Origin of the sequence: Amycolatopsis tucumanensis (assembly GCF_021654135.1) — a bacterium.
GTDB classification, from domain to species: Bacteria; Actinomycetota; Actinomycetes; order Mycobacteriales; family Pseudonocardiaceae; genus Amycolatopsis_E; species Amycolatopsis_E tucumanensis.
In genome coordinates this window covers 33,518-52,178 of sequence record NZ_JAKGSD010000051.1, presented here as the reverse complement: position 1 = coordinate 52,178, position 18,661 = coordinate 33,518, and the positions used below count along the sequence as shown (strand labels likewise).

Here is an 18,661-nt window from a genome sequence, read left to right as displayed (position 1 = left end):
ATGACCGCGGTAGCCGAACAGAAGACCGTGAACGGCATTCCCGCGCCCGAGGGCTCGGTCACCATCACGGTGAAGATCCAGCGGTTCAACCCGGAGATCGACGACGCGCCGCACTGGGAGTCCTACGAGGTCCCGGCGCTGCCGACCGACCGGGTGCTGAACCTGCTGTTCAACATCAAGAACTACGTGGACGGCACGCTGTCGTTCCGCCGGTCGTGCGCGCACGGCATCTGCGGTTCGGACGCGATGCAGATCAACGGCATCAACCGGCTGGCCTGCAAGGTGCTCGTCAAGGACCTGCTGGCGAAGGACGGCAAGGAGACCACCGTCACCGTGGCCCCCATCAAGGGCCTGCCGACGCTGAAGGACCTCTACGTCGACATGGAGCCGTTCTTCGAGGCGTACCGGGCGGTGAAGCCGTACCTGATCACCTACGGCAACGAGCCCACGCGCGAGCGGATCCAGTCGGCGGCGGACCGCGAGCGGTTCGACGACACCACCAAGTGCATCCTGTGCGCGGCGTGCACCTCGTCGTGCCCGGTGTACTGGAACGACGGGTCGTACTTCGGCCCGGCGGCGATCGTCAACGCCCACCGGTTCATCTTCGACAGCCGTGACGAGGGCTCCGAGGAGCGGCTGGACATCCTGAACGACGCCGAGGGCGTGTGGCGCTGCCGCACGACCTTCAACTGCACCGACGCGTGCCCGCGTGGCATCCAGGTGACGAAGGCGATCCAGGAGGTAAAGCGCGCGCTGCTGTTCAAGCGCGTCTGAGGTTCCTGTGGAAGAGGCCCCCTCGCCCTGGTGGCGAGGGGGCCTCTCTCGTTGGTGGTGCGTCGGTCAGGTGCGGCGGCCGCGGACGGCGAGCACGATGATCGCGGCCACGACCACGACGGCCGCGCCGCCGAGCCAGAACGGCCAGACGGGCGTGCCTTCGCCGGTGGCCTCGGCGAGGGGCGTGGCCTCAGCGGTTTCGGTGGGCTGGTCGTCGCCGAAGACGCCCCCGCTCGGGCCGGTGTAGGCCGGGCCGGGTTCCGGCGTGCCTGCCACCGTGAGGTCCAGCGTGACCGGGGCCGGGACGTTGTCGCCCTCGTCGAAGGTCGCGCCCAGTTTGACCGCGATGTAGTACCAGCCCGCGACGGCCTGCGTGCGCACCGTCGAGTCGTCGGCCTCGCGGTTGTGGTAGCGCACGGGCGCGGTGGCGATCGCGTCTTGGGTCGGCAGCACGCCGCCGGAGCCGGTGAAGACCGTGGTGTCGGAGTCGATCTCGGCGCGGTACGGGTTGTAGGCGGTGGTGGCGATGTTCGAGACGTTGTCGACGCCGCTGCCGCCCGCCTGTCCGAAGTGGACGCGGTAGGCCAGGCCCTGGCCCCAGCCCAGCTTGACGCGGTAGAACACGTACTCGCCGCGCTGGAGAGTGTCGGTGTAGCGGCCGCTGCCCGTCAGCGGGGCGGCGACGTTGAACGAGCCGCCGCCGACCACGGGCGTGCCGGCGCCGGTGGGTTCGGTGAACGCGGTGGTGGGCAGGACTGCCTCGGGGCCACCGTCGGCGACCGCGGGCTCGACGCCGACGAGCAGTTCGACCGGCAGCCGCTCGGGCACCTCGGCCGACACGCGGTCCCAGGTCAAGGCGAAGTAGTACCGCCCGCCGCCGCGGCAGTTGTCGGTGCTGCCGCTGCCCTTCTTCGGCTCGGTGGCGCCGTCCCAGGCCTTGGCGATCGTGAGGGCGACGCCGTCGCTGGACATGGTCGCCTGCTCGGACAGGAAGGCGTGGCAGTCCTCGCCGCCCGCGCCGTAGACGCGCAGCTGGAGCGAGTTGATGTCGTCGAGCCGGTCGACGCCGGGCAGGCGGGGGAAGGAGATCGTGCCGCTGAAGTAGGCGGTGGCGCCCTGCGGGACGTCGACCGCGTAGTAGCGGGTTTCCTTCTGGCCGAGGGTGTCCAGGTGCTGGCCGGAGGCGGCGACCGGCGCGGTGTCCCAGCTCGCGGCGCCGGCGATCGGGGTGCCCGCGGGCTCGTAGGTGCGCAGCGCGGTGGCGGAGACGCGCGGCAGGATGCGCTCCAGGGTCTTGCCGTCGGGCGCGTCGCTGTAGGTGCCGCCGGTGACCTGGGCGATGCAGGTGAGCTGCTCGCGGGACTTGGCGTCGACGTCGAAGCCGACCGCGTGCACGACGACCTTGGCGCCCTGGGCGGTCAGTTCCCTGGCGACCTCGCACGGGTCGGGCGGGGCGCAGGTGTCCTCGCCGTCGGAGACGAGGACGATCGCGCGCGGACCGGTCTGCGGGAGCGCGGCGGCGGCGGTGCGCAGGGCGGTGCCGATCGGGGTGTAGCCGCTGGGCTGGATGCCGTCGACGGCCGCGGTGAGGGCGGGTTTGTCGATGGTCTTCGGGGGGCTGAGGACCTGGACGTCCTGGCAGCCCTGGGCCTTCTCGGCGTCGGACGAGCCGGTGCGGGTGCCGTAGACGGTGAGGCCCACTTCAGCCTCCGCGGGAGCCGACCCGATGAACCGGCGGAGGGCGCTCTTCGCGGCGTCCATCTTGGTGCCGGTGGCGTCCGCCTGTTTCATCGAGCCGGACCCGTCGAGGACGAGCATGGTCGGGGCGTAGGCGGGTTGCTGCGCTTCGGGCTGCGCCTGTGCCTGTGCGTGGGCTGGGGCGAGCCCGACGGCCAGCAGACCAGCGACGGCCGCCGGGAGGAGCCTGGAAAGTCGGAACATGATCCCCCATCCGTGTGATCGATGCCGCTTGGATGCGATCGCAAACGGATGGGTTCCGCCTACTTCCGGAAGACGGTGGGCAACGGCCCGCGCGCGACGGCGGGTTCCAAGGTGAAGCCGAGCGCACGGGCAAGCGTGGCCAGGGTGCCGACGAATTCGGCCCGCCGGTCGTTCGACAGCGGGGGCGGGATCAAGCCTGGCGGCGCTTAGCCATGTCGCGACAGCGCCGCGCCGGGCCGGCTCTACGGGACGCCCTTCTCCAGGAGAGCTATCCACTCACCGCAAGCGGCTACCCCGCACGTTCGGCGGCGCGATGCTCCAGCACCCACTGCCAGCCGGTCAGGCGTCGACCTTTTCGGGGCGCTTCGTGCGCAGCCCGCGCCATCCGATGATCCCGATGATCGTTCCCAGCGTGAAGCTCACGATCGCCAGGATGAGGTGCACCACGAAGAACCCGGTGGCCGACCCGTCCGGCCCCCACGAGTTCTCGCTGGCCCACAGGTTCTTCACGAACGTGATCCAGATGACCCAGGACCAGATCCCGAAAGCCAGCAGGAACCACGCCACACGTCGAGACATGCTCCGAGTATCCCCCGATCGGATCAGGGCGCCGCGCCGGGGAACCGGTACGCGCGTCCTCTAGCCTGCTTTGGTGCGACGCGGTTTTCTGCTCTCCCTCGTTCTGGTTGTGTTGTCCGGTCTCGTGCCGTTCGCCGGCACCGCGGCGGCCGCTCCCGCCGTCTGCCCTGACGCGGTCGTGCCACCCCCGCCGGTGGACACCTCCGAACAGCCACCGCCCGGCGTCGCCTCGCCCGCTCCCCTTCCGGTGCCCAAGGCGGCCGTCGGCGGGGCTCGGATGGGCGAGTGCGGTGTCGTCTACCCGTCCGGCGCCGCCGTTCCGCCCGACACCACCGCCGCGTCCTGGGTGGTGCAGGACCTCGAAACCGGCGAGGTGCTCGCCGCGAAGAACCCGCACGCCCGGCAGCGCCCGGCGTCGCTGATCAAGACGCTGCTGGCGCTCGTGGTGATCCGCGACCTCAAGCCGGACCAGGTGATCGTCCCGACGGTCGAGGACGCCAGCCAGGAGTGCACCTGCGTCGGCCTCGTCGCGGGCGGGCGCTACACCGTCGACCTGCTGCTGCACGGCCTGCTGATGCACTCCGGCAACGACGTCGCCCACGCCTTCGCGACCGCGCTGGGCGGGGTGCCTGCGACCGTGCGGAAGATGAACGAGCTGGCCGCGGAACTCGGCGCGACGGACACCCGCGCCGCGACGCCGTCCGGCCTCGACGGCCCGGGCATGTCGGCGTCGGCCTACGACATGAGCCTGATCTTCAACTACGCCATGAAGCAGCCCGAGTTCGCCGACTCGATCGCGACCCGCGCAGTCCAGATCCCGGCGCAGCCCGGCAAACCGGCGTTCTCGATCGTCAACGACAACAAGCTGCTCGGCACCTACAACGGGTTCCTCGGCGGCAAGACCGGCTTCACCGACGACGCCCGCCACACCTACGTCGGCGGCGCCGAGCAGAACGGCCGTCGCGTCGCAGTGGTCCTGATGCGCGCCGAGAACCGCCCGACCCCGGTGGTGAACCAGGCCAAGGCGCTGCTGGACTACGGCTTCGCGCTGGCCCGGTCCAACGCCTCGCCCGTCGGGCACCTGGTGTCGCCCGTCGTGTCGGAGGAGACCGCGGGCAGCACCTCGGACGTCGCCGGTGTCTCCGACGCCGGGGCCGCCGCCGGGGAGAAGGATCCGTTCGGAGTGACGGGGTGGATCCTGACGCTGGTGGTGGCGGTGATCATCGTGGCCGGGTTCGTGATCGGGCACCACCGCAAGAAGGGGCAGGGGCCGCAGGCCTACTGACGGCCTTCGGACCGGCCGGCGCTGTTGTGCGGGAGCCGCGCTGCTACCGCCGGCGCCGGCCGAGCCAGGCCAGCATCGCACCGGCGCTGAACGCTCCTGCCACGGCGCCCGCGCCGGGGCCGCGCCGCACCTCCACCGTCGGGCGGATGACCGCCGGTGGCGGGGGCTCGACCGTCGTCACGAGGTTCTCCCGCGCGGTCGCCGTCCAGGCCGTCACGAACAGCAGGAACCGGGACACCAGGTTGGCGAACACCAGCAGACCGATGATCGGCCCGAACAGGGCCCCGCTCGGCGAACTGGTCACGCTCGCCAGGTAGATCGAACCGACCTGCTTCAGCACCTCGAAACCCACCGAGGCGATCGCGGCGCCCTTGATCGCGCTGCGCGCCGACACCTTCTCCCGCGGCAGCCGCGACAGCACCCACAGGAACACCAGCATGTTCGCCAGCAGCGACAACAGGATCGTCGCCAGGCGGAGGATGAACACCGCCCACCCCTGGTCGTCCAGGCCGACCCACCGCAGGATCAGGTTGCCGACCCCACCGCCGATCGCGGTCAGGCCGAACGACACCACCAGCGCCAGCCCGAGCCCGGCCAGCGCGAGCAGGTCCTTGATCGTCGTCGAGACGATCGGGCGGCTCTTCTTCTCCTGTCCCCACTGGGCGGTCAGCGCGTCCCGCAGGTTGCTCATCCAGCCGATCCCCGAGTACAGGGCCAGCAGCAGACCGAACACCCCCGTGCCGCCGCGCGACTTCAACGCCGTGTCCACGATGTTCGCGACGAAGTCCCCGATGCCCGCCGGCGTCGACGACACGATCCCGTCACGCAGCTCGTTCAGGGCGGCCTCGTTGTTCGCCAGCACGAACCCGGCGATCGAGAACCCGACCATGAGCAGCGGGAACAACGACAGCACGCTGAAATACGTGATCGCCGCCGCGTAGTGGTTGCCGTAGCGCTCACCGAACGCGTCGTTGGCCCGCACCAGGTGATCGAGCCACGGGTACTTCCGGCGCAGCCGCGGGACCAGCTTTTCCTTCTCTTCCGCCACGGGAAAACGCTAACGACCCCGCCCCGACCTCGCAATTCGGGGCCGGGGCGAGTCCACTGTGGACGTCAGGACGCGGGCGGCAGGAATCCGACGCGGTCGAACACCCGGGCCAGCGTCCGCGACGACACCTCGCGCGCCTTCTCCGCGCCGCGGGCCAGGACCTTGTCCAGTTCGGCCACATCGTCCAGATAGGACTGGACGCGCTCCTGGATCGGGGTGACCCACTCGACCAGGACCTCGGCCAGGTCCTTCTTCAGGTCGCCGTACCCCTTGCCCTCGTAGGCCGCCTCCAGGTCCGCGATCGTGCGGTCGGTCAGCGCCGAGTAGATCGACAGCAGGTTCGACACGCCGGCCTTGTTCTCCCGGTCGAACTTGACCTCGCGGCCGGTGTCGGTGACCGCCGAGCGGATCTTCTTAGCCGAGCGCTTCGGGTCCTCCAGCAGCTCGATGATGCCGTTCGGCGAGGACGCCGACTTGCTCATCTTCACCGCCGGGTCCTGCAGGTCGTAGATCTTCGCCGTGCCCTGCACGATGTGCGGCTCCGGCACGGTGAACGTCTTGCCGAAGCGCTGGTTGAACCGCTGCGCCAGGTTGCGGGTCAGCTCCAGGTGCTGGCGCTGGTCCTCGCCCACCGGCACCGCGTCCGCCTGGTAGATCAGGATGTCCGCGGCCATCAGCACCGGGTAGGTGAACAGGCCGACGCTCGCGTGGTCGGTGCCCTGCTTGGCGGCCTTGTCCTTGAACTGCGTCATCCGGCTGGCCTCGCCGAACCCGGTCAGGCACTCCAGCACCCAGGACAGCTGCGCGTGCTCGGGCACCTGACTCTGCACGAACAACGCGCTGCGCTCCGGGTCCACACCCAGCGCGAGCAGCTGCGCGGCCGAGACGCGGGTGCGCTGCCGCAGCACCTTCGGGTCCTGCTCGACCGTGATCGCGTGCAGGTCGACGACCATGTAGAAGGTCTCGTGCGTGTCCTGCATGCGCACCCACTGCCGGAGGGCGCCGAGGTAGTTGCCGAGGTGGAACGAGTCGGCGGTCGGCTGGATCCCGGAGAGCACGCGCGGGCGGGCGGTGGTTTCTGGCGCTTCGGACACGACCCTGATTGTCTCAGGCCCCGCGGACGGCGATCGCAGCGAGGTCCGCCGCCGGGCCGCGCAGCCGCGACCCAGCGCGCCAGACCAGCCGGAGCTCGCGGTGCAGGTCGAGTCCGCCGACGTCGACGGCGACGAGCGTGCCCGCCGTGATTTCCGCGGCGACGGTGTGCGCGCCCAGCACGGCCGGGCCGATGCCCTCCATGACCGCCGACTTGATCGCGGTCGTCGACGAAAGTTCCAGCAGCGGCTCGGCCAGCTCCGCGGGCGCCAGCGCGACTTCCAGCGCGCGGCGGGTGCCGGAGCCGCGTTCCCGGCTGATCAGCGGCGTAGCGGCCAGCTCGTCCGCCCGCGTCGGCCGCCGTCGCCGGGCCCACGGGTGGCCGGGAGCGACGACGAGCCGGAGTTCGTCGACGGCCACCGTCTCGGCCTCGAGTCCCGCCGGCAGGTCCGGCCCTTCGACGAACCCGAGGTCGACCTCGCGGGCCAGCACCTGCGCGGCGACCTCCCCCGAGTTGCCCGAGGTGAGCGCCACCGCGGTGCCCGGGTCGAGGCGGCGCAGCGCGGCGAGCCACCGGGGCAGCAGGTACTCGGCGACGGTCAGGCTGGCCGCCACGCGCAGGTGCTCGTCCCGGCGGGCGCGCAGCGCGGCGATCCCGGCTTCCAGGTCGGTGGCGGCCTCCACGACCGGCCGGGCCCAGTCGGCCACCAGCGCGCCGGAGTCGGTGAGCCGGGAGCCGCGCGGCGACCGGTCGACGAGCGCGACGCCGATCTGCGCCTCCAGCTGGCGGATCCGGGCGCTGGCCGCGGGCTGCGAGATCCCGTGGGCACGCGCGGCCGCCCCGATGCTGCCGAGCTGCGCGACGGACAGCAGCAGCTCGAAGCCGGCGAGGTCGGTGACACGCAGGGGCATAGACACAGGTTATGAGCTCATCGGCCGGTGATCCCTACCGGATGCGGCGTGGTGGACCGAACGTGGAGGCATGCTCGAACGCGCGCCGCGCCTGTCCCGCCCCGGCACCACCCCGAACTGGTTCGCTTCCGTGATGGGCAGCGGCATCGTCGCGACTGCCCTCCCGGCGCCGCTGTCGGTGCTGCGGCCGGTGGTCACGGTCGTGTGGGCGCTGGCCGCGGTGTGGCTGGTGGTGCTGGTCTGGCAGCTGGTCGCGGACCGGCGGCGGCAGCACCGGCACCTGCGCGACCCGGTGCTGGTGCACTTCTGGGGCGCGCCGCCGATGGCGCTGCTGACGATCGGCGCGGGCGCGGTGGCCCTTGGCCGGGACTGGATCGGCACCGGCCCGGCGCTGGTGGCCGGCGCGGTGCTGTGGACCGCGGGCACGGCGCTGGGGCTGGTGACCGCGGTGGGCGTGCCGTACCGGATGATCACCGGCCGCATCCCGGCCGCGGAGCCGTTCGCGGGCTGGCTGATGCCGGTCGTGCCGCCGATGGTCTCGGCGGCCACCGGCGCCGCGCTCGTGCCGCACCTGCCGGCCGGGCAGCCACGGCTGGCGCTGCTGCTGGCGTGCTACGCGATGTTCGGGATCAGCCTGTTCGCCACGGTCGTGCTGCTGCCGCAGATCTGGCACCGGCTGGTGACCGCGGGGACGGAGGCCGCCCGGGTGCCCGCGCTGTGGATCGTGCTGGGGCCGCTGGGCCAGTCGATCACCGCGGCGAACCTGCTGGGCGCTGCCGCGCCGGGGGTGCTGCCGTTCGGGGCCGCGGCGGAGGCGTTCGGGTTGTTCTACGGCCTCGCCGCGTGGGGGTTCGCGATGCTGTGGCTGGCGATCGCGGCGGCGGTCACGTTGCGGACCGTGCGCGCCGGGATGCCGTTCTCACTCACCTGGTGGAGCTTCACGTTCCCCGTCGGCACCTGCGTCACCGGCACGAGCGCGCTGGCCGCGGTGACCGGTTCGGCGTTGTTCGGCGGGGCCGCGGTGGCGCTCTACGTTTTGCTCGTGGGCGCCTGGGTAACCGTCGTACTGCGGACGGGTCAGACCTGGGGACGCCGGTAGGGGGTCAGGGCCGGGCGCGTGGGCTCTTCGGGGGCCTCGACGACGACGGGGACGACGGCCTCCGCCTGGGCCTTGCGGCGCTGGCGCACGATGCCCAGTGCCATGCCGATGATGCCGAGCAGGACCGCGGCGAGGCCGACGGGGCCGAGCAGGCCGAACGAGACGCCGGTCGGTTCGGCCTGGGTGGCCGGCGACGCCGCGGCGACGCCGGTGGTGGTCGCGGTCGCGAAGACCGCCAGGACCAGGCCGGCCCGCAGTACGTGCACTGTTCGGTTGCGCACCGGTGTGCCTCCTGAGACGAGACTGCCGTTCCAAGGTGTGCGTCACCCTAATGGGCGACGGTTACCAGCGTGAAAACTACCGACCGTGTCAAGGCCGATCGTTTTTGATCACGTGCGGGGCAGAGAGTAGCGCCCAACGGAGTGCCGGGGACACGGGGGCCACACCCGAACCAGCACCAAGCACGACGTGCCAGCTCAGACGGCTCGCGCTAGTCGGTCTGCTTCGGGTGCCCGACGCCCGCGTGCTGAACCCAGACCGTCCGCCGCGGCTCGTCGAGGAGGTACCAGACCCGGGCCGCGCCGGTCACCTCCAACTGCCACCGCGGGAGGCTGCGCCCCTGGTGCGTCCCGTGCGCGAGTCCGCCCTTGAGCTGGTGGTGGCGGCTGGTCGGCTTCCCGGGGCCCGGACCGGGGTCCGTCCGCATGGTCTCCCAGGCCTTCCGCAGGTTCCCCCGGGCCGCCGCTTCGAGTTCGTGCCGGCCCTTGACGGCTTCCGTGGTGCTGAACCGGATCTCCCACTCGCCGCCGACGGCAGGCGGAGCGACCGGGTCACCACGCTTGGGGCTCACGCGTCCGCTGCCCCCGGAGCTGGGACCGGGCCGAAGTCGTCTCCGTCCCGCTGCAGCACGGCGAGCAGCTCGGGATCGGCGTAGACCTCCGCCGTGTGCCGCCACGAGGTGATGACCTGAGCCACGGGAGCCGGATTGCGCAAGGCCTCCGCACCTTCGAGCGCGTCGACGAGTTCGACGACGAAGGCCTGCACGTCCTCGCGCGGCAGGAAGCGCACCCACGGGAAGGCGTCTGGCACGACCTCGGTGACCAGGGACCGGATCTGGTCGTCGTGCTTCATCAGCGCCAGGAACAGCCGGGTGGTGGCGGACGCGGCTTCGTCCGCCTGCTCGGCCCGGCTCGACGTGGTCAGGACGAGGTCTTCCTCGTCCGCCGCGCGGCGGTGCACCCGCAGCGTCCGGGCACGCCGCAGCTTGCTCAAGGTGTCCTTGGGCTTGTTGAGCAGGTCGGAGAGGTTGACCTCCGGTGCGGTCATAGTTTCAAACTACTTGCGAACTACTGCGACGGCGAGTCAGGACTTGCTCTGGTCGTTGCTCAGCCACTTCTCCGGGCGCACGCGGACCAGCAGCGACTTCTCCCCCAGCGCGTCGTCCACGTAGGCGCGCGCGTCGGGCTCCGGGAGGTACCTGGCGGTGATCGCGAGGGCCTCCTCGCGCGTCGGCGGGTCGTCGTTGGCCACGACGGGTCCCTCGATCGTCACGTACTTGTACGGCCAGTTCTCGTTCTGCACGGTCAGGCTGAGCCGGCCCGCCTTGCGCGCCAGCTTCTCCTTCACCGTCCCGCGTTCCATCCACAGCAGAACGTCGCCACCGGGCCGGTAGTCGTACCAGATCGGCACGGCCAGCGGCGCCCTTCCGTCCCGCTCGACGGCCAGCACGCCGATGTGCACGCCGGCCAGGAAATCCTCACGCTCGGAAGCGGTCATCACGAATGACACGAGCTGCCCCCAATCAGTCGGTGTGCCAGGGACAACACCCGTGTTCATCCGGACATTCCGGCTATTCCGGAGAAAAGTCGAACGTCGCCGTCACCGGGGCGTGGTCGGACCACCGCAGCTCGTAGCTCGGCGCCCGCTCCACCACCACCGACGTGCACTTCTCGGCCAGGCCGGGCGTCGTGACCAGGTAGTCGATGCGCCAGCCGGCGTCGTTGTCGAAGGCCTTGCCGCGGTAGGACCACCACGTGTACGGGCCGGGCCCCTCCGGGTCGAGCTTGCGCTGCACGTCCACGTACCCGGCTTCGCCGAACACGCGGCTCATCCAGGCCCGCTCCTCGGGCAGGAAGCCGGAGTTCTTCTGGTTGCCCTTCCAGTTCTTCAGGTCGATCTCGGCGTGCGCGATGTTCCAGTCACCGCCGACGACGACCTCGCAGCCCGCCGCCTCGGCCTTGCCCCGCAGCTCGACCAGGTACGGCAGGAACGCGGCCATGAAGCGTTCCTTCTCGTCCTGGCGCGGCGTCCCCACGTCGCCGCTCGGCAGGTACAGGCTGGCCACGACCACGCCGGGCAGGTGCACCTCGAGGTAGCGCCCGCTGTCCTCGAACTCGGCCTCGCCGAAGCCGACGCGGACCTCCGACGGCTCGGCCCGGCTGTAGACGGAGACGCCGTTGCGGCCCTTCACCGCGGACGGCGCGTGGTGCGCGTGCCACCCCGCCGGCGCGACGACGTCCTTGGGGAGCTGCCCGGCCTCGGCGCGCACCTCCTGGCAGAGGATGACGTCGGACCCGCTGGCGGCGAGCCACTCGACGAACCCCTTCTTGGCGGCGGCGCGCATGCCGTTGACGTTGACTGTGGAGACGGTGAACACGCCCAGCACGCTACCGGCCGCCACCGACGTTCCCGGACACTGCTGCCATGAGCGAGCTCATCGTCCTCGGCAGCTGCGGCGCGTGGCCGGAGCCGGGCCGCGCGTGCGCCGGCTTCCTCCTCACGCACGAGGACTTCCGCGTCGTACTGGATCTGGGCTACGGCACCGTCGGCGCCCTGCTGGAGCACTGCCCGCACGGCGAGGTCGACGCCGTGATCGTCACCCACCGCCACCCGGACCACTGCGTGGACCTCAGCGCACTGGCCCGCGTCCGGCACTACGAGGCCCCGGACGCGCCCAAGATCCCCCTCTACTGCGAGCCGGGTGTGCTGGACGTCCTACGCGCCCTGGAGCCCCGGCCGGACCCCGCGACCGTGTTCGAGGTGCACGACCTCGGCCGTCCGGCGCGGGTCGGGCCGTTCTCCCTGACCCCGTTCCCGCTGCCGCACCACGTGCCGGACTACGGCGTGCGCCTCGCGGCGCCCGGCCTCACCGTCGCCTACACCGGCGACTGCGGACCGACGGAGGCCCTGCGTGAACTGGCGCGCGACACCGGCCTCTTCATCGCCGACGCGACACTGCAGGAAGAACCCCCGCCGGGCAGCCCGCGCGGCGTCATGACCGCCACGGAGGCGGCGACCTGGGCGGCTGCCGCGGGCGCGCGCCGGTTGCTGTTGACCCACTTCTGGCCGGGCAGCGATCGGGCGATCTCCGCGGCGCAGGCGCGCGCCGTGTTCGGCGGCGAGGTGATCGTCGCCGAGGAGGGTCTGGTCGTGGCGCTCTGAGGTCAGCAGTTCCCGCTGACCGGCTGCAGGTACTCCGTCTTCGCCCACTTGTTCTCGGCGATCTTGCGGAACCCGTTCTGGACCTCGGCCTGGGCGTCGGTCTCGGCGTTCTGGTTGAACTTGCCCACGATGTCCGCACCGGTGTCCGGCGCCGCCCGCACGTTGAGCACGTCCGCGGTGACGGTCACGCGGCAGCCGCCAGAGCCGCCGCCGGTGGCGCCCTCCGAGACCTGCTTGTCGCTGCCCATCACGTAGATCAGCCCGACGCCGGCCAGGATCGCGACGATGATCAGTGCCCGCTTGGGGATGCCCAGGAACACGGGTGCTCCTCACCAGCTGAAAGTGCGCGTTCCGGGTAAGGGTAGCCACACTTCAGCACCCCCGACAGGCCCGCGCGGGCGAACCACCCGAGAGGCGTCACGACGCGGGCACGCTCGGTGACGAAACGGTCTGCCAGACGCTGTCGTGGCGCACCACGTGAGTGCCGGCGCGGGCCAGGAGGGCGACGACGACCGGATCCCGGTACGGATCGAACGGGCGCTGGGCCTGCCACAGGTGACCGGACAGGGCCTTCGCCAGCTGTTCGGCCGCCCCGGCCCCGCGGACGGTCAGGACGGTGAGCGAGACGATCCGGTCCCCAGGGACGCGGCAGACCACGTCCAGGCGGCTGCGCGCGGCGCCGATCAGCCGCAACGCGCCGAGCACCAGCCCGCACAGCAGCTGCGCGAGCATCTCCAGCAGCGCGAACGGCACGAGCACGAGCCAGACGAGGAGCTGCACGCCGGCCACGACCGCTTCCAGCGCCTGCCCGGCGAGCCCGGCGACCAGCAGCAGCGGCGCGAGGTAGAGCCACTCCCAGCCGCGGATCTCCCGGTCCTTGGCCTTGCGCTGCTCCCGGCGCTCCTGGCGCCACTCCGACGGTGTGCGCCGCGGATCGGTCCGCACGGCGCGGTAGCGGTCGTACTCGCCGGACGCGATGTTCATCGGCTGGATCACGCGCTTCCACGGCGCGAAGCGGCGCGTCAGCGTCCAGACGTGGTCGTCGGGGTGGATCACCTGCACCCGCGCAGTCATACCCGAGACCGCGGGCGGACGAAGAAGAGGCCCGGTCACCGTGCGGTGACCGGGCCTCTCGCAGTGGCCGGAAAAACGCGGACTCAGCCCTGTGCGATCTTCGCCGCCAGGTTCTCGTCCAGGGTCGCCAGGAACTCCTCCGTCGTCTGGAACGGCTGGTCCTTGCCGACGAGCAGCGCCAGATCCTTGGTCATCTTGCCGCTCTCGACGGTCTCGATGACGACCTGCTCGAGCTTGTTGGCGAAGCCGACCAGCTCGGAGTTGCCGTCCAGCTTGCCGCGGTGCTCGAGACCCCGGGTCCACGCGAAGATCGACGCGATCGGGTTCGTCGAGGTCGGCTTGCCCTGCTGGTGCTGGCGGTAGTGCCGGGTGACCGTGCCGTGCGCGGCCTCGGCCTCCACGGTCTTGCCGTCCGGCGTGCGCAGCACCGAGGTCATCAGGCCCAGCGAGCCGAAGCCCTGCGCCACAGTGTCGGACTGCACGTCACCGTCGTAGTTCTTGCACGCCCAGACGTAGCCGCCCTCCCACTTCAGCGAGGCGGCGACCATGTCGTCGATCAGGCGGTGCTCGTAGGTCAGGCCCTTGGCGTCGAAGTCGGCCTTGAACTCGGCCTCGAAGATCTCCTGGAAGGTGTCCTTGAACATGCCGTCGTAGGCCTTCAGGATGGTGTTCTTCGTCGACATGTAGACCGGCATGCCGCGGTCCAGGCCGTACTGCAGCGAGGCGCGCGCGAAGTCCTCGATCGACTTCCGGTAGTTGTACATGCCCATCGCGACGCCGCCACCCTCCGGGTAACGGGCGACCTCGAACTCGATCGGCTCGGAGCCGTCCTCGGGCACGTACGTCATGGTCACCGTGCCGGGGCCGGGAACCTTGAAGTCGGTGGCCTTGTACTGGTCACCGTGCGCGTGGCGGCCGATGATGATCGGCTTCGTCCAGCCCGGGACCAGCCGCGGGATGTTCTGGATGATGATCGGCTCACGGAAGACGACACCGCCGAGGATGTTGCGGATGGTCCCGTTCGGGCTCCGCCACATCTTCTTCAGGCCGAACTCCTCGACCCGGGCCTCGTCCGGCGTGATGGTGGCGCACTTGACGCCGACGCCGTGCTTCTTGATGGCGTTCGCGGAGTCGACGGTGATCTGGTCGTCGGTCCGGTCGCGCTCTTCGATACCCAGGTCGTAGTACTCGAGGTTGATGTCGAGGTACGGGTGGATCAGCTTGTCCTTGATGAACTTCCAGATGATGCGAGTCATCTCGTCGCCGTCGAGTTCTACGACGGTGCCCTCGACCTTGATCTTGGCCATGAGCCGCGGTGCTCCTCTCGCGGATCTGCGCGTGTCTGTGCAGCACGTCTATGCGGTACAAGCGTACTGCTATTAGGAGACGAACGCCTTAAGTGGTGACGTACCTCAGTCTCGCAAAGGCCCGAAGTGGCAGAAGTCACGCCCCTGGCGGAGCAGGTTCCCCGCCATGCGGTTCACGGCGCGGAGGTGGGCCGGGGTCGACGTGGTCGTGCTGAACCTGCCGCACGCCGGGCCAGGCCTGCTGGAGCCGCTCGCCGAGGCGCTGATCAGGTCGGGAAGTGCGCGCTGACGGGCACGGGTGCGACCATGGGCCCATGCCGAAGAAGCTCCGTCTCACCGGTGACGCCGACGCGGACAAGCTCCTCTCCGAGGACCCGTTCGCCCTCCTCACCGGGATGCTCCTGGATCAGCAGATCGCGATGGAGACCGCGTTCATCGGGCCCAAGAAGATCGCCGACCGCATGGACGGCTTCGACGTGCGCAAGATCGCCGAGTCCGACCTCGACGAGTTCGTCGAGCTGTGCGTGACCCCGCCGGCGATCCACCGCTACGGCGGCTCGATGGCGCGCCGCGTGCACGCGCTCGCCAACCACATCGTCGAGCACTACGACGGCAAGACCGACCGGATCTGGAAGCAGGGCAAGCCGGACGGCAAGGAGGTCCTGCGCCGCCTCAAGGAGCTGCCCGGCTACGGCGACCAGAAGGCGCGGATCTTCCTCGCCCTGCTCGGCAAGCAGCGCGGGGTCCAGCCCGAGGGCTGGCGGGAGGCCTCCGGCGCGTACGGCGAAGAGGGCTCGCGCCGCTCCATCGCCGACGTCGTCAGCCCGGAAACGCTCGCCGAGGTCCGCGCCTTCAAGAAAGCCGCCAAGGCCGCCGCGAAGAACTGATCAGCCGGGGTGGGCGCCGACCGTGTCGCGGATTTCGGCGCCCAGTCCCGAACCGCTCTCCCGCGCGCAGTGCGCGCAGCAGAAGAACCGGCCCTCGACCTCGGCGCCGTGCCCGAGGATCCGGCACCCGCAGTGCTCGCACGACGGCGCGATCTTCTGCGCCGCGCATTCGATGCTGTCGAACGTGTAGGTGTCCCCGCTGACCGTCCGGACCTCGAAGGACATCCAGTAGTCGTTTCCACAGACCACACAGCTAGCCATCGCCAGAACTCCTTTTTCGCATCGGGATGAATGGAAGCCTGCTCGCCTCCCGGAAACCCGGCAACTTGATCAATTCCCGGTCCAGTGACAATTGCCCCGCGCCCGATTTACCCTGGTTTCGCGGGAGGTGGTCGGTGATGCACGCAGCCGTAGGAGACCGGATCCTCGTCCACGGTCGCACCGTCGGAGCGGCCGAGCAGCGCGGTGAGATCGTCGAAGTCCGCGGGGAGAACGGCGGGCCGCCCTACCTCGTGCGCTTCGCCGACGGCCACGAAGGCCTGATCTTCCCCGGCTCGGACTGCGAGGTCAGTCACGACAAGCAGGAGCACAACGCCTGACCGGGCCGCGCACGTGGTCATGGTCACCCGGCCGGCGGGATGACATCGGGCTCCCGCCTGGTTGACACTGGTCGAGGGACAGCTCGTGCCGCCATGGACGGCGATGGGCTGTCCTTATTCATGTCCGTTGACTGTATCGATGCAGACGACCCTGGAGAGGAGAACCGTGCCCATCGCGCTGCTCGCGCTCGCCGTCGGTGCCTTCGGTATCGGCACCACGGAATTCGTCATGATGGGTGTCCTTCCGCAGACGGCCGCGACGTTCGGGGTGGACATCCCGACCGCCGGTCACCTCATCTCCGCCTACGCTCTCGGTGTCGTCGTCGGCGCGCCGCTGCTGACGGCGGTCGCCGTCCGGCTGCCGCGCAAGACGATGCTGCTGGCGATGATGGCGCTGTTCACGGCGGGCAACCTGCTGTTCGCCGTCGCGCCGAACCAGGAGTTCGGCGTGGTCTTCCGGTTCCTCGCCGGACTGCCGCACGGCGCGTTCTTCGGCGCCGGGGCGGTCGTGGCGTCGAGCCTGGTCAAGCCAGGCGACCGCGCGAAGGCCGTGTCGCTGATGTTCCTCGGCCTGACCCTGGCCAACGTCGTCGGCGTGCCGCTGGGCACGCTGCTCGGCCAGCAGGTCGGCTGGCGTGCCACGTTCGCCGTGGTCGCGGTGATCGGACTGGTCGCCGTCCTGGCGATCGCGAAGCTCGTGCCGCACCAGGGCCGCCCCGAGTCCCCCTCCCTGCGCGGTGAGCTGGGCGCGTTCCGCCGCCCGCAGGTGTGGCTGGCCCTGGCGATCGTCACGTTCGGGCTGGGCGGCGTGTTCGCCTGCCTGTCCTACGTGACGCCGATGATGACCGACGTCGCCGGCTACGACCCGCAGGCGGTGACGCTGCTGCTCGCGCTGGCCGGTGTCGGGATGACGATCGGCAACCTGCTCGGCGGGCGGCTGGCCGACAAGGCGCTGATGCCGAGCCTGTACGTGGCGCTGCTCGCGCTGGCCGCGGTGCTCGCGGTCTTCACGGTCACCGCGCACAACAAGGTCGGCGCGGCGATCACGATCTTCCTGGTCGGCGTCGCCGGGTTCATGATCGGCCCGATGATGCAGACCCGCGTCATGGTCAAGGCCGGTGGCGCGCCGTCGATGGTGTCCGCCGCGGTGCAGTCCGCCTTCAACGTCGCCAACTCGATCGGCGCCTACCTCGGCGGCCTGGTGATCGCGGGCGGGCTCGGCCTGGTCTCGCCGAACTGGGTCGGCGCGGGGCTGGCCATCGTGGGCCTGACGATCGCCGTGGTGTCCGGCTCGCTGGACCGCCGCGAGGAGGCCACGCGGACTCCGGCGATGGCCGAGGCCTGACTCAGGTGCCGAACGGCCCGTCGGTGATCGTGAAGGCCAGGAAGAGGATGAGCACGCCGAGCCCGGCGTAGCTGAGGACGTCCACCGGGCGGCCGCGGATGGCCAGGAGGCCTGCCCGCACGCCCGGCAGGACGGCCCGCAGGATCGCCGCCACGAGCAGGGCGCCGCCGATGATCGCGGCGCCCTGCCGCCAGTGGTACTGCCAGATCCGCACGCCCGCGACCGCCACCAGCAGCATCACGAGCAGGAACGGGACCTGCTCCAGGACGGCCGCGCGGTTACGCCGTGGCGAGTGCACGCTCGGCCGCCTCGACGACGTTGGTGACCAGCATCGCCCTGGTCATCGGGCCGACCCCGCCGGGGTTGGGCGACAGCCACCCGGCGACCTCGGCGACCGCCGGGTCCACGTCGCCGGTGAGCTTGCCGTCGACGTGCGAGACGCCGACGTCCAGCACCGCGGCGCCAGGCTTGACCATGTCCGGCTTGATCAGGTGCGGCACCCCGGCCGCGGCGATCACGATGTCCGCCCGCTTGACCTCGGCCGCCAGGTCCCTGGTGCCGGTGTGGCACAGGGTCACGGTGGCGTTCTCGCTGCGGCGGGTCAGGAGCAGGCCCATCGTGCGGCCCACGGTGACGCCGCGGCCGACGACCGTGACGTTCGCGCCCGCGATGGGCACGTCGTGGCGCTTGAGCAGCTCGAGGATCCCGTACGGGGTGCAGGGCAGCGGGCCTGCCTCGTTGAGCACCAGCCGCCCGAGGCTGACCGGGGCGAGGCCGTCGGCGTCCTTCTCCGGCGCGATGCGCTCCAGGATCCGGCACGCGTCGAGGTGCTTGGGCAGCGGGAGCTGGACGATATAGCCGTGGCAGGCCGGGTCGGCGTTGAGCTCGTCGATGACGGCTTCGAGCTTGTCCTGGCTGATGTCGGCGGGCAGGTCGCGGCGGATCGAGTTGACCCCGATCTTCGCGCTGTCCGCGTGCTTCATCCGCACGTACGAGTGCGAGCCGGGATCGTCGCCGACCAGGACGGTTCCCAGCCCGGGCGTCACGCCCCGCTCGGCCAGGGCGGCCACCCGCGGCTTGAGCTCTTCGAAGATGGCGTTCTTGGTCGCTTTGCCGTCGAGAACCGTCGCAGTCACGGTCACCATTCTGGCAAAGGAATGAACGGGGCCTCACGCGAGGACGGCGGAGGACACTATGGGTAGTGCCGCTGAAACGCTTAGTACCTCGATTGATGTATCTGCACTGGTCATTGCCCCTATTGGTGCGGGTGGTGTGCAA

At 70.6% G+C, this 18,661-nt stretch carries 24 protein-coding genes; 8 read left to right on the top strand and 16 right to left on the bottom strand.

Going from position 1 to position 18,661, the window contains the following annotated elements; all coding sequences use genetic code 11:
• The gene (locus tag L2C96_RS34900) at positions 1-774 is read left to right on the top strand and encodes a succinate dehydrogenase iron-sulfur subunit (RefSeq protein ID WP_020421790.1); all 774 of its coding nucleotides are present in this window, start codon (positions 1-3) and stop codon (positions 772-774) included.
• Between the two features lie 66 nt (positions 775-840).
• On the opposite strand, the gene L2C96_RS34895 is transcribed toward L2C96_RS34900, so the two are convergent.
• Together L2C96_RS34895 and L2C96_RS34890 are read right to left on the bottom strand one after the other, a co-directional pair.
• Positions 841-2,715 carry a vWA domain-containing protein gene (locus L2C96_RS34895; protein ID WP_027936417.1) on the bottom strand — a complete coding sequence of 625 codons (1,875 nt, stop codon included), beginning with the start codon at positions 2,713-2,715 and terminating at the stop codon, positions 841-843.
• A gap of 339 nt (positions 2,716-3,054) precedes the next feature.
• Positions 3,055-3,294, bottom strand: coding sequence for an SCO4848 family membrane protein (locus L2C96_RS34890; protein ID WP_027936416.1), 240 nt, complete (start codon positions 3,292-3,294; stop codon positions 3,055-3,057).
• A 73-nt stretch (positions 3,295-3,367) separates the two neighbouring features.
• On the opposite strand from L2C96_RS34890, the gene L2C96_RS34885 reads away from it, so the two are divergent.
• Entirely contained in the window at positions 3,368-4,579 is a 1,212-nt protein-coding gene (locus L2C96_RS34885) for a D-alanyl-D-alanine carboxypeptidase family protein (protein ID WP_157358774.1), read from the top strand.
• Positions 4,580-4,622: 43 nt separating this feature from the next.
• Here the strand turns inward: L2C96_RS34885 and yhjD are convergent, their stop codons facing one another.
• The 3 genes from yhjD to L2C96_RS34870 form a co-directional block, all read right to left on the bottom strand.
• Positions 4,623-5,627, bottom strand: a complete 1,005-nt coding sequence (yhjD, locus tag L2C96_RS34880) for an inner membrane protein YhjD (RefSeq protein WP_020421785.1) — start codon at positions 5,625-5,627, stop codon at positions 4,623-4,625.
• Between the two features lie 65 nt (positions 5,628-5,692).
• Positions 5,693-6,721, bottom strand: coding sequence for a tryptophan--tRNA ligase (trpS, locus tag L2C96_RS34875; protein ID WP_020421784.1), 1,029 nt, complete (start codon positions 6,719-6,721; stop codon positions 5,693-5,695).
• A 13-nt stretch (positions 6,722-6,734) separates the two neighbouring features.
• Positions 6,735-7,631: a LysR family transcriptional regulator gene (locus L2C96_RS34870; protein WP_020421783.1), complete on the bottom strand. Its 897-nt coding sequence runs from the start codon at positions 7,629-7,631 to the stop codon at positions 6,735-6,737.
• Between the two features lie 70 nt (positions 7,632-7,701).
• Between L2C96_RS34870 and L2C96_RS34865 the strand changes: the two genes are divergently transcribed.
• On the top strand, positions 7,702-8,730 hold the full coding sequence (locus tag L2C96_RS34865; protein ID WP_020421782.1) for a TDT family transporter: 1,029 nt from the start codon (positions 7,702-7,704) through the stop codon (positions 8,728-8,730).
• On the opposite strand, the gene L2C96_RS34860 is transcribed toward L2C96_RS34865, so the two are convergent.
• The 5 genes from L2C96_RS34860 to L2C96_RS34840 all read right to left on the bottom strand — a co-directional run bounded on the left by L2C96_RS34860 (position 8,709) and on the right by L2C96_RS34840 (position 11,410).
• Positions 8,709-9,011, bottom strand: coding sequence for a hypothetical protein (locus tag L2C96_RS34860; RefSeq protein WP_369794373.1), 303 nt, complete (start codon positions 9,009-9,011; stop codon positions 8,709-8,711). The genes L2C96_RS34865 and L2C96_RS34860 overlap by 22 nt on opposite strands.
• Positions 9,012-9,220: 209 nt before the next feature.
• Positions 9,221-9,580, bottom strand: a complete 360-nt coding sequence (locus tag L2C96_RS34855; protein ID WP_020421780.1) for a hypothetical protein — start codon at positions 9,578-9,580, stop codon at positions 9,221-9,223.
• Complete coding sequence (locus L2C96_RS34850) at positions 9,577-10,056, bottom strand: hypothetical protein (protein ID WP_020421779.1); 480 nt, start codon at positions 10,054-10,056, stop codon at positions 9,577-9,579. The genes L2C96_RS34855 and L2C96_RS34850 overlap by 4 nt, the downstream gene beginning before the upstream one ends.
• 36 nt (positions 10,057-10,092) lie before the next feature.
• Entirely contained in the window at positions 10,093-10,506 is a 414-nt protein-coding gene (locus tag L2C96_RS34845) for a pyridoxamine 5'-phosphate oxidase family protein (protein ID WP_020421778.1), read from the bottom strand.
• Positions 10,507-10,579: 73 nt separating this feature from the next.
• Complete coding sequence (locus L2C96_RS34840; protein WP_020421777.1) at positions 10,580-11,410, bottom strand: exodeoxyribonuclease III; 831 nt, start codon at positions 11,408-11,410, stop codon at positions 10,580-10,582.
• A gap of 23 nt (positions 11,411-11,433) precedes the next feature.
• Between L2C96_RS34840 and L2C96_RS34835 the strand changes: the two genes are divergently transcribed.
• The gene (locus tag L2C96_RS34835) at positions 11,434-12,171 is read left to right on the top strand and encodes an MBL fold metallo-hydrolase (RefSeq protein ID WP_020421776.1); all 738 of its coding nucleotides are present in this window, start codon (positions 11,434-11,436) and stop codon (positions 12,169-12,171) included.
• 2 nt (positions 12,172-12,173) lie between these two features.
• On the opposite strand, the gene L2C96_RS34830 is transcribed toward L2C96_RS34835, so the two are convergent.
• The 3 genes from L2C96_RS34830 to L2C96_RS34820 form a co-directional block, all read right to left on the bottom strand.
• Positions 12,174-12,491: an SH3 domain-containing protein gene (locus tag L2C96_RS34830; protein ID WP_020421775.1), complete on the bottom strand. Its 318-nt coding sequence runs from the start codon at positions 12,489-12,491 to the stop codon at positions 12,174-12,176.
• A gap of 97 nt (positions 12,492-12,588) precedes the next feature.
• Complete coding sequence (locus tag L2C96_RS34825) at positions 12,589-13,245, bottom strand: hypothetical protein (protein ID WP_051123642.1); 657 nt, start codon at positions 13,243-13,245, stop codon at positions 12,589-12,591.
• A gap of 83 nt (positions 13,246-13,328) precedes the next feature.
• Complete coding sequence (locus tag L2C96_RS34820; RefSeq protein ID WP_020421773.1) at positions 13,329-14,552, bottom strand: NADP-dependent isocitrate dehydrogenase; 1,224 nt, start codon at positions 14,550-14,552, stop codon at positions 13,329-13,331.
• A 166-nt stretch (positions 14,553-14,718) separates the two neighbouring features.
• Between L2C96_RS34820 and L2C96_RS44820 the strand changes: the two genes are divergently transcribed.
• Complete coding sequence (locus L2C96_RS44820; protein WP_020421772.1) at positions 14,719-14,841, top strand: hypothetical protein; 123 nt, start codon at positions 14,719-14,721, stop codon at positions 14,839-14,841.
• A 25-nt stretch (positions 14,842-14,866) separates the two neighbouring features.
• The gene (locus tag L2C96_RS34815) at positions 14,867-15,439 is read left to right on the top strand and encodes an HhH-GPD-type base excision DNA repair protein (RefSeq protein WP_020421771.1); all 573 of its coding nucleotides are present in this window, start codon (positions 14,867-14,869) and stop codon (positions 15,437-15,439) included.
• Here L2C96_RS34815 and L2C96_RS34810 read toward each other — a convergent pair whose 3' ends face one another.
• Entirely contained in the window at positions 15,440-15,700 is a 261-nt protein-coding gene (locus L2C96_RS34810) for a metallothionein (RefSeq protein ID WP_026153780.1), read from the bottom strand.
• Between the two features lie 137 nt (positions 15,701-15,837).
• On the opposite strand from L2C96_RS34810, the gene L2C96_RS34805 reads away from it, so the two are divergent.
• Together L2C96_RS34805 and L2C96_RS34800 are read left to right on the top strand one after the other, a co-directional pair.
• The gene (locus tag L2C96_RS34805) at positions 15,838-16,038 is read left to right on the top strand and encodes a DUF1918 domain-containing protein (RefSeq protein ID WP_020421769.1); all 201 of its coding nucleotides are present in this window, start codon (positions 15,838-15,840) and stop codon (positions 16,036-16,038) included.
• A gap of 166 nt (positions 16,039-16,204) precedes the next feature.
• Positions 16,205-17,383, top strand: a complete 1,179-nt coding sequence (locus tag L2C96_RS34800; protein WP_020421768.1) for an MFS transporter — start codon at positions 16,205-16,207, stop codon at positions 17,381-17,383.
• A gap of 1 nt (position 17,384) precedes the next feature.
• On the opposite strand, the gene L2C96_RS34795 is transcribed toward L2C96_RS34800, so the two are convergent.
• Both L2C96_RS34795 and L2C96_RS34790 read right to left on the bottom strand, forming a co-directional pair.
• Complete coding sequence (locus L2C96_RS34795) at positions 17,385-17,681, bottom strand: DUF3017 domain-containing protein (protein ID WP_020421767.1); 297 nt, start codon at positions 17,679-17,681, stop codon at positions 17,385-17,387.
• Positions 17,662-18,528, bottom strand: coding sequence for a bifunctional methylenetetrahydrofolate dehydrogenase/methenyltetrahydrofolate cyclohydrolase (locus L2C96_RS34790; protein ID WP_020421766.1), 867 nt, complete (start codon positions 18,526-18,528; stop codon positions 17,662-17,664). The genes L2C96_RS34795 and L2C96_RS34790 overlap by 20 nt, the downstream gene beginning before the upstream one ends.
• Positions 18,529-18,661 lie beyond the last annotated feature (133 nt).